8 protein-coding genes are annotated in these 9,386 nt (G+C 73.5%); 3 read left to right on the top strand and 5 right to left on the bottom strand.

Translation table 11 applies throughout. From position 1 onward, the window contains the following. From ACFV04_RS42245 to ACFV04_RS42235, 3 genes are all read right to left on the bottom strand, one after another. Positions 1–645, bottom strand: a 645-nt coding sequence (locus ACFV04_RS42245) for an NADH-quinone oxidoreductase subunit C (RefSeq protein WP_380536417.1), incomplete at its 3' end; no start/stop codon positions are given. Next, a complete protein-coding gene (locus tag ACFV04_RS42240) occupies positions 642–1,349 on the bottom strand; it encodes an NADH-quinone oxidoreductase subunit B (RefSeq protein ID WP_380536416.1) in 708 nt (235 codons plus the stop codon). The genes ACFV04_RS42245 and ACFV04_RS42240, both read right to left, overlap by 4 nt. Beyond that, entirely contained in the window at positions 1,340–1,756 is a 417-nt protein-coding gene (locus tag ACFV04_RS42235) for an NADH-quinone oxidoreductase subunit A (protein WP_360253053.1), read from the bottom strand. The genes ACFV04_RS42240 and ACFV04_RS42235 overlap by 10 nt, the downstream gene beginning before the upstream one ends. 302 nt (positions 1,757–2,058) lie before the next feature. On the opposite strand from ACFV04_RS42235, the gene ACFV04_RS42230 reads away from it, so the two are divergent. Continuing rightward, a complete protein-coding gene (locus ACFV04_RS42230; protein ID WP_380348597.1) occupies positions 2,059–3,282 on the top strand; it encodes a sensor histidine kinase in 1,224 nt (407 codons plus the stop codon). Between the two features lie 150 nt (positions 3,283–3,432). Here ACFV04_RS42230 and ACFV04_RS42225 read toward each other — a convergent pair whose 3' ends face one another. Next, on the bottom strand, positions 3,433–4,527 hold the full coding sequence (locus ACFV04_RS42225) for a S1C family serine protease (RefSeq protein ID WP_380348639.1): 1,095 nt from the start codon (positions 4,525–4,527) through the stop codon (positions 3,433–3,435). A 210-nt stretch (positions 4,528–4,737) separates the two neighbouring features. Here ACFV04_RS42225 and galE point away from each other — a divergent pair, with 210 nt between their 5' ends. Next, positions 4,738–5,724 carry a UDP-glucose 4-epimerase GalE gene (gene galE / locus ACFV04_RS42220; RefSeq protein WP_380536414.1) on the top strand — a complete coding sequence of 329 codons (987 nt, stop codon included), beginning with the start codon at positions 4,738–4,740 and terminating at the stop codon, positions 5,722–5,724. 45 nt (positions 5,725–5,769) lie between these two features. On the opposite strand, the gene ACFV04_RS42215 is transcribed toward galE, so the two are convergent. Continuing rightward, positions 5,770–8,151 (bottom strand): PQQ-binding-like beta-propeller repeat protein, encoded by a 2,382-nt coding sequence (locus ACFV04_RS42215; RefSeq protein WP_380348599.1) that lies wholly within the window; start codon positions 8,149–8,151, stop codon positions 5,770–5,772. Between the two features lie 438 nt (positions 8,152–8,589). Between ACFV04_RS42215 and ACFV04_RS42210 the strand changes: the two genes are divergently transcribed. After that, positions 8,590–9,237, top strand: a complete 648-nt coding sequence (locus ACFV04_RS42210; protein ID WP_030055725.1) for a TetR family transcriptional regulator — start codon at positions 8,590–8,592, stop codon at positions 9,235–9,237. Positions 9,238–9,386: the final 149 nt, after the last annotated feature.

Here is a 9,386-nt window from a genome sequence, read left to right as displayed (position 1 = left end):
GGCCGCGGCCGCCCTGGGCGTGCGCGCCGCCGCGCCGGCCGCCCGCGCACCGCGGGCGGGCCGCGCGGCGACCGGCGGCAGGGTGCCCTTGAGCGGGCCCCACTCGTTCGGGTCCGGCACGCCGGCCGGCTGCATCTTGCGCCGGGCGGGCCCGCCGCCGTGGTCCGACTCGCCCGGCTCCTTGGCGCCCGGCCAGTCCTTGGCGACCCGGGCCGCGAGCACGAACTCCTTGCGCAGCGGGTGCCCCTCGAAGCCGTCCGGCAGCAGCAGGGTGGCCAGGTGGGGGTGCCCGGGGAAGTCGATGCCGAACATCTCGTGCGTCTCGCGCTCGTGCCAGGCGGCACCGGCGTAGACGGCGACGGCGGTCGGCAGCGCCGCCCCGTCGCGCGGCACCCTGGTGCGCAGCGCGAGGTGCCGGACGCCCGGCGCCTCGACGGCGGCGAGGTGCGCGACCACGGAGAAGCCCTCGGCGAGCTCGTCGACGGCGCTCAGCCAGTCGAAGAAGCCCAGGCCCAGGACGTCCCGGGCGTTGGTGAGCGCCTCGATCCAGTTCTCGGCCGGGACGTCGACGGTGATCAGCCCGTACGCCTCGGCGCCGGTCGCCCACTCCCCGACCGACGCCGCGCACTGCTCGGCCGTGGTCACGAGACCCCTCCCTCGTTCGAAGCCCCGGTCTCGGAACCGGCCGGCGACCCGGTCGGCGACCCGGACTGGGGCCCGGCCTTGGCCCCGGACTGGGGCCCCGCCACCAGCGGTCGGCGCAGCGCCGCCGTGGGCGCGGTGTAGCGGCCGGGCAGGGACTCCTCGGCGATCTTCTCCTGCAGCTTGAGGATGCCCTGGAGCAGCGCCTCGGGCCGGGGCGGGCAGCCGGGCACGTAGACGTCGACCGGGATGATCTGGTCCACGCCCTTGGTGACCGAGTACGAGTCCCAGTAGGGCCCGCCGGAGTTCGAGCAGGCGCCGAAGGAGATGACGTACTTCGGCTCGGGCATCTGCTCGTAGAGGCGCTTGACGGCTGGCGCCATCTTGTCGGTGACCGTCCCGGAGACGATCATCAGGTCCGCCTGACGGGGACCCGGCGCGAACGGGATGACGCCCATCCGGATGAAGTCGTGCTTGGCCATGGACGCGGCGATGAACTCGATCGCGCAGCAGGCCAGGCCGAAGTTGAAGCACCAGAGGCTGTAGCGGCGGCCCCAGTTGAGCACCACCTTGACCGGGTCCGGTGCGAGCCGGGCCAGCGGCCCGATGCTGCGGCGCTCGACGGCGCCGGGGTGCGCGGGGTCCGGCAGGCCGAGCGGGACGGGACCGCCCTGCGTGCCGTGCGGGTGGGAGTGGGTCACGTCCATTCCAGAACGCCCTTCTTCCAGGCGTAGAGCAGCCCGACCGCGAGGAAGCCGATGAAGAGGAACATCTCGACCAGCGTTCCGGCGCCGTACCCGGCGGTGGCGAAGACGGTCGCCCACGGGAACAGGTAGATCGCGTCGACCGCGAAGATCACGTACAGGAAGGCGTACACGTAGTACCGGACCTGGGTGTGCGCCCAGTCCTCCCCCACCGGGTCCACGCCGCACTCGTACGCGAGGAGTTTCTCGGGTGAGTGGACCACCGGCCGCAGCAGGCGGTTGGCGGTGAACGCCACGGTCACGAAGAGCACCCCGACGACGGCCAGCAGGCCCATCGCGGCGTACGCGTCGAAGTAGCCGCTGCCGGCCGCCGGGTCGGCCGCGACGGCAGCCGCGTGCTGCCCCTCCATGCCTTCGCCTCCACCTCGGCCGTGAATCCGCCCCTCAAGGCAGTTCTACGACGTTTCCTCGCACAGTCATAACCACGGCCACAACCATGGCCAATGCGTGAGTCTAAGGGGACGGCTCCGCTCCCCCCGAACCCTGCCCACTCCACAAGACGGCCCGTGGACACCCCGGTGAACACCCGGCGGTCGGGACAGGGGGTGGGGATAACCCCCGGCCGGGAAGATGTATCACCCCCATGGCACCCGCCGCCCCCCGTTCGGGAAGCTTGGTCCAGCCGCACGATCAAGAGGGACGGTAGATCCGGATGAAGCCGCTGCACCGCCGCGCCGTGGACGCCACCGAGGAGCAGGACGCCCGGACGGAGCGCCCACCCCTGTACGGCGCCCGAATGTGGCGCCAGGCCGGGCACCTGCTGCTGAACCTGCCGCTCGGCATCGCCGGCTTCGTCCTCGCGATCGTCTCGCTCTCGGTCGGCCTGGGGCTGTCCGTGACCGTGGTCGGCCTGCCGCTGCTGGCCGCCGGACTGGCCGCCCAGCGGTTCCTCGGCGCCCAGGGCCGCCGCCGGGCGCGGTCGGCCCACGGCTCACGGATCGAGGAGCCGGAGCCGGTGCGCCCGCGCCGCCCGGGCACGGTCGGCTTCACCATCGCGCACCTCACCGACCTGCTGAACTGGCGCACGGCGCTCTACAACGTGCTGATGCTGCCCTGGGGCATCCTCAGCTTCACCCTGACCCTGGTCTCGGTCCTGGTGCTGTGGCCGCTGCTGCCGTGGGTGATCCGCGGCATGGCCGCGGTCGACCGGATCCTGGTCGAGACGCTGCTCTTCCCGGGCGCCCTCGCCGAGCGGGTGCGCGAGCTGGAGGACGACCGCGGCACCGTGGTCGACACCGCCGCCGCGGACCTGCGCCGGATCGAGCGGGACCTGCACGACGGCGCCCAGGCCCGGCTGGTCGCGCTGGCGATGGACCTCGGCATGGCGAAGGAGCGGCTGCGCGAGGTGGAGAGCGAGGCGGACATGGCGGCCGCCGCGAAGATGGTCGACAACGCGCACGGCGAGGTGAAGCTGGCCCTGCAGGAGCTGCGCGACCTCGCCCGCGGCATCCACCCGGCGGTGCTCACCGACCGCGGTCTGGACGCGGCGCTGTCCGCGGTCGCGGCCCGCTGCACCGTCCCCGGCGGCGTCAAGGTGAACGTCGACCTGTCCGGCCGGGACGGCGAGCCCGAGCGCCCGGACTCGGCGGTCGAGGGCATCGCCTACTTCACCGTCAGCGAGTTGCTGACCAACGTCTCCAAGCACGCCGGCGCCCGCACCGCCGCGGTCGACGTCTGGCGCTCGGACGACCAGCTGATGGTGCTGGTCCAGGACGACGGCAAGGGCGGTGCGGCGCCCTACCCGGGCAGCGGCCTGGCCGGGCTGGCGGAGCGGATCCGCGCGGTGGACGGGGTCTTCCTGGTGGACAGCCCGGAGGGCGGCCCGACCACCGTCACCGTCGAGCTGCCCTGGCGCACCCGCGCGGCCCGCCGCTGACCGCCGGGCGCACACGAAGGCGCCGGGCCCCCGTCGAGGCAGTGACGGGGGCCCGGCGCCGGGGCGGTACGGCGGCCGGTCCGCGGAACCCTTGCACGGAGTGCGGCCGGTGGCGCCGTACCGGGGCCGGGGGGCGGGCTGTAGGGGGACCTAGGGGGACTGCAGGGTGCCGAGGGTGACGTCGGCGGTCTGGGTGTTGCCGTCCCGGGTGTACGTGACGGTGGTCGTGCTGCCGGGGGCGAGCGAGGCGAGTGCGGTGGTGAGCGCGTTCAGCGAGTCGACCGGGGTGTCGCCGATCTTGGTGATGACGTCGCCGGGCTGCAGCCCCGCCGCGGCGGCCGCACTGCCCGGGCTGACCGCCACGATCACCGCGCCGGCCGGCTGGAACTGCTGGTCGAAGCTGGTCCGCGCGGTGATGCCGAGGGCGGCCCGGCCGGAGTTGGTGACCTTGCCCTGCTTGATCAGCTGGTCGGCGATGCTGATGACGGTGGACGACGGGATGGCGAAGCCGATGCCGGGGGCGGCCGCGCCGTTGGTCTGGGGCTCGGTGGCGGCGAGCGTGTTGATGCCGATCACCTGGCTGTCCAGGTTGGCCAGCGCGCCGCCGCTGTTGCCCGGGTTGATCGCGGCCGAGGTCTGCACCATGTTGGCGATGGTGGCGCCCGGTGAGCCGCCGACCTGGGGCTCGGAGACGGTCCGCCCGGTGGCCGAGACGATGCCCTGGGTGACGCTGCCGGCGAGCCCGAGCGGGCTGCCCATGGCGAGGGTGATCTGGCCGAGCTGGACCTTTCCGGAGTCGCCGAAGGTCGCGGGCTTGACGGCGCTCGGCGGGCTGTTCAGCCGGATCACCGCGAGGTCGGAATCGGGGTAGCTGCCGACCAGGCCGGCGTCGAGCGCCTTGGTGCTGTTGGCGAGGGTGACGGTGAACGTGGTCGCGGAGCCGACCACGTGGGCGTTGGTGACGATGTCGCCCTTGTCGTCGTAGACGATCCCGGAGCCGAGGCTGTCGCCGGTGACGATCTGCACCACCGAGGGCAGCACGTCGGCAATCACCTTCTGGTACGCGTCCTGGAGCTGGTTCCCGCTCTGCCCGGGGGTGGAGGAGGCCGCCGACTTGGTGGCGGAGGGGGAGGAGCCGGAGGCGTGCGGGGGCGTCGAGGAGGCGGAGGAGGACGAGCCGCTGCTGCACCCGGCCAGGGCCGGCACGGCGACCAGCGCGACCGGCAGGAGCAGCCGCGCGAGCACCGTCCCGGGCCCGGTCGGCCTGGGTCCGGTCGGCCGCGGGCGGGCGTGTTCCTTCTGACGGCTCACCTGGCTGCCTCCGATCCGTCACCGTGCCGCGAGGGCCCGGGCATGAGAGCACGCACATCTTTGTCAGCATTTCACCGTTTTGTCCGGTTCGCTGGCCGGACTCGCCCGCAGAGCCGATCGAGGCCGACACCTAGGATTCGCCGCATGACTTGGTTGATCACCGGCGGTGCCGGATACATCGGCGGGCACGTCGTCCGTCAGCTGCTCGACGCCGGTGAGCGCGTCGTCGTCCTGGACGACCTGAGCACCGGCGACGCGTCCCGCCTGCCGGACGGCGTCCCGCTGGTCGGGGGCTCGACCCTGGACCGCGTCGTCCTGGACGCCGCGATCCGCGAGCACGGCGTCGAGGGCGTCCTGCACTTCGCCGCCAAGAAGCAGGTCGGCGAGTCCGTCGAGCAGCCGTTCCTGTACTACCGCGAGAACATGATCGGCCTGCAGACCGTCCTGGAGGCCGCGGCCGAGGGCGGGGTCAAGCGCTTCCTGTTCTCCTCCTCCGCCGCCGTCTACGGCATGCCGGACGTCGACCTGGTCACCGAGTCCACCCCCTGCGCCCCGATGAGCCCGTACGGCGAGACCAAGCTGGCCGGCGAGTGGCTGGTCGCCGCGGCCGGGAAGGCCCACGGCATGTCCACCGTGGCCCTGCGCTACTTCAACGTGGCCGGCGCCGCCTCCCCCGAACTCTCCGACGCCGGGGTGTTCAACCTGATCCCGATGGTCTTCGAGCGGCTCACCGCCGGCCTGGCCCCGCGGGTCTTCGGCGGCGACTACCCGACGCCGGACGGCACCTGCGTGCGCGACTTCATCCACGTCTCCGACATCGCCTCGGCGCACGTGGCCGCCGCCGCGCGGCTGGCCGCCGACCCGGCCGGGGACACCTCGCTGGTGCTCAACATCGGCCGCGGCGAGGGCGTCAGCGTCCAGGAGATGCTGGCGGTGATCGGCGAGGTCACCGGCTACGACACCACCGCCGAGGTGACCCCGCGCCGCCCCGGCGACCCCGCCCGGGTGGTGGCCTCCGCCGACCTGATCCACCGCGAGCTGGGCTGGAGCGCGCGCCACGGCGTGGCAGAGATGGTCGCCTCCGCGTGGGAGGGCTGGTGCGCCCGCCACCCGGGCGCCCGCAGGGCCTGACGGCCCGGTGCGGCGGCGGGGCCTGCGCCCCGCCGCCAACGGGACTCAGCGGGCGGGCACCGCGGTGCCGTAGAAGGCGTCCAGCGCGTACACGCAGCGGTCCTTGGAGCCGACGAAGACCCGCCCGCCGACCGCCACCGGCGAGCCGGTGAGCTCGCCCTTGGTGCCGAGCTCCCAGCGCAGCTGACCGCTCACCAGGTCCAGGGTGTGCAGCGAGTGGTCCCGGCTGCCCAGGTGCACCAGCCCGTCGGCCACCGCCGGCGAGCCGACGATCTCGCCGCGCGCCGTGTAGCGCCAGCGCTCCCGGCCGGTCGCCGCCTCGAAGGCGTACAGCACCTCGCCGCTGCCGACCAGCACCATGCCGTCCGCGACGACCACCGGCTCAGCGCCCTGGCGGCTGCCGGTGACCCCGCGCCAGCGGTCCAGGCCGGTCGCGGCGTCCAGCGCGTAGACCGTTCCCAGGTAGTCGGCCACGTAGACCGCGTCGGCGTCGAGGGCGGGCGGGGTGAACAGCACCACCGGGGCCTCGAAGCGCCAGCGCTCGACCCCGCTGGCCGCGTCCAGCGCGTACACCCGGGTGCCGGCCGTGACGTACAGCACGCCGCCGCGCTCGACCGGGTGCGAGGGCACGTCCTCGCCGACCGGGAAGGACCAGCGCAGGCCCGCACCGCGCGGGTCGACGCAGCGCAGCCGCCCGGCGCCGTAGTAGTAGGCCGCGCCGCCCACCAGGACCGGACCGGACTGCGGGTTCTCGTAGTCCTGCTGGGCGTCGTCGGCGCGCCACAGCTCGGCGCCGTTGGCCGCCGAGCGCAGCTGGACGCCTCCTCCCCTGATGCCGGAGCAGAGCACGCCGTCGGCGGCGGAGAGCGAGTAGACCCAGCCGTCCAGCGTGGTGCGCCAGCGCTCGGTGCCGTCCGCGGCGTCCACGGTGTACAGGTGCGGGCCGTCGGCGGCGTGCACCCGGCCGGCGTCCACCGCGAGCGCCCAGGCGACGTCCCTGGTCTTGTAGCGGCGCTCGCCGGAGCCGATGTCCAGCGCGTGCACCTCGAAGCTGGAGATGAAGAGCGTGCCGTCGGCGACCACCGGGGTGCCCCAGACGTCGTTGGACATCCGGAACCGCCAGGGGCGCCAGCGGGCCGCCGGGGCCGGCTGCGGCGGCGGCGTGGGGGCCGTCCGGCGGACCCAGTCGGTCGTGGCCGGGGCGGTGCTCGGGCCGGGCTGCTCGTGCTCGGCCCGCGGCCCCGGGCCTATCCGCACCGAGGCGCCGGACAGCTGCACCTCGACGGCGCCGCCGCCGGTGGGCGCGCGGTGCTTGTTCGGGGAGGCGATCTTCGCGGTCGGGATCTCGGCCCCGGACGGCGGCGCGGTGTGCACCGGCCCGGCGGGCGGCTGCAGGTGCCGGCCGGCCGCGTCGGTGCGCGGGTCGGCGGGCCCGTGGGCCTGCGGGGGGACCTGCGGGTGCGGCGGGGCCGCGTACGGCGGCGGGGGCGGCTGCGGCGGGGCGGCCGGGCCCTGCGGCGGGCGCGCAGCCGCGGACCGGCGGCCGCGCTTGCGCTCGATCAGCTCCAGCGCGTTGGCCGGAAGCCAGTCCCCGGCCTCGCCGGAGGCGTCGTCCCGGGAGAAGAGGTGCGGGGCCAGCTCGGCCTGGATCTGCGCCGGGGTGGGCCGGTGCTCGGCCGCCTGCTGCATGCAGGCCCGGACCAGGTCCATCAGCTCGGGCGGCATGCCGGTCAGGTCCGGCTCCTCGCGCAGCAGCTGGAACACCGTCTCGACCGGGTTGGAGCCCCGGTAGGGCGGGTGTCCGGTGGCGCAGAAGACCATCAGGGAGCCGAGCGAGAAGACGTCGCTGGCGCCCCGGACGGTCCGGCTGTCCCGGGCCTGCTCGGGGGACATGTAGGCGGGGGTGCCGACCGCGACGTTGGTCATGGTGAGCCGGGTGTTGGAGACCCCCGCCGCGATGCCGAAGTCGATCACCTTCGGGCCGTCCTCGACCACCAGGACGTTGGAGGGCTTGAGGTCGCGGTGGATCAGCCCGGCCGCGTGGATCGACTGCAGGGCCTCCGCTATGCCGGCGACCAGCCAGCGGGTGGCGTCCACCGGCAGCGGGCCGCAGTCCTCGACCAGGTCCTCCAGCGAGGGCGCCGGGATGTACGCCGTCGCCAGCCAGGGCACCCGCGCGTCCGCGTCGGCGTCCACCACCGCCGCCGTGTAGAAGCCGCCGACCGTCTTGGCGGCCGCGATCTCCCGCGCGAAGCGGACCCGGAACAGCTCGTCCTCGGCCAGCTCCCCCCGGACGGTCTTGATGGCCACTCGTCGCCCGGACGCGGACCGCGCCAGGTAGACCAGGCCCATCCCGCCCGCGCCGAGCCGCCCCAGCACCTCGAAGGGCCCGATCCGCCTCGGATCGTGCGCCGTCAGCTGGTCCACTCCGCTGCCACCTCCCCGTTGTCCGCACCCGCCGCGTGGTGCCGGACCCGATTCTCCAATGCCGCCCGGCGCATCTCCAACCTCCCCCGCCCGGAGAGCACCGCGCGACCGTCCCGGGAGGGCCCCGGGAGCGCTCGCGGGTCAGCGGGAACGGAACGGCCGGATTCTGACGCCCGCTCCGGCCCCGGCTTGCACCCGCAGGCCGGACCGTCCACTTCGGGATGGTCCCGGACCCACCCCACCTCGTCACACTCCGTCACCCGACCACCCCTCAGCGAACTCGCCGTCACGCTGTGAGATCAAAAGCACACGGGGGGGCTTCAACAGGGGCCCGTGAATATCCGTCCGAAGCGGATGATGCCGCTATACCAACCCCCGTGCGGAGTAATAGTCGCATCACCGAATCGCGCCAAGATCGTGCCACGGTAAGCTGACGGCATGACAGGACAAGTTCGCACCGTCGACGGTCGCGTCGCCGGGCGACGCGGACAGGAGACGCGGCAGAAGCTGCTCGACTGCCTCCGCGAGATGCTCAGCACGTCGCCCTATCGGGACGTCAAGGTCATCGACGTCGCCCGTATGGCGGGTACCTCCCCCGCGACCTTCTACCAGTACTTCCCGGATGTCGAGGGCGCAGTCCTCGAAATCGCCGAGGAAATGGCCAAGGACGCCGACACCCTCAAAGAGCTGGTGGCCGGAAAGTCCTGGGCAGGGAAGTCCGGACCGACCACTTCGGAAGAACTGGTCGACGGATTCCTCGCCTTCTGGCGCAAGAACGACGCCATTCTCCGAGTGGTCACGCTCGGTGCCGCCGAAGGGGACAAGCGGTTCTTCAAGATCCGCATGACGGTCCTCAACGCGGTCGCCAAGCCACTCGCGGAAGCCGTCAAGGAACTCCAGGCGAAGGGTCAGGCCGACAAGTCGCTCGACCCGAACGCCGTGGCCGGGGCCCTGGTCTCGCTGCTCGCTTCGGCGGCCGAGCACCAGAAGGCCTTCACTTCCTGGGGCGTCAAGGTCAAGGACCTCAAGCCCAACCTCGCTCCCCTGGTGTACCTGGGCGTCACCGGCAAGAAGCCGCCCAAGTAGACCTACCACCCACCCCACCATCCGCTCCGCGCGCAGCCCCGGCCTCCTGTCCGGGGAACGACGGACGGCGGCCGTGTCCTCGGGGGAGGTCCGCCGACGTACCGCACGCGCGCCAGACATGCCGGTGGGCGGGCACCCCTCGCAAGGGG

This window comes from Kitasatospora sp. NPDC059599, assembly GCF_042735125.1.
GTDB lineage: Bacteria > Actinomycetota > Actinomycetes > Streptomycetales > Streptomycetaceae > Kitasatospora.
This window is presented reverse-complemented; position numbering and strand designations above follow the sequence as displayed.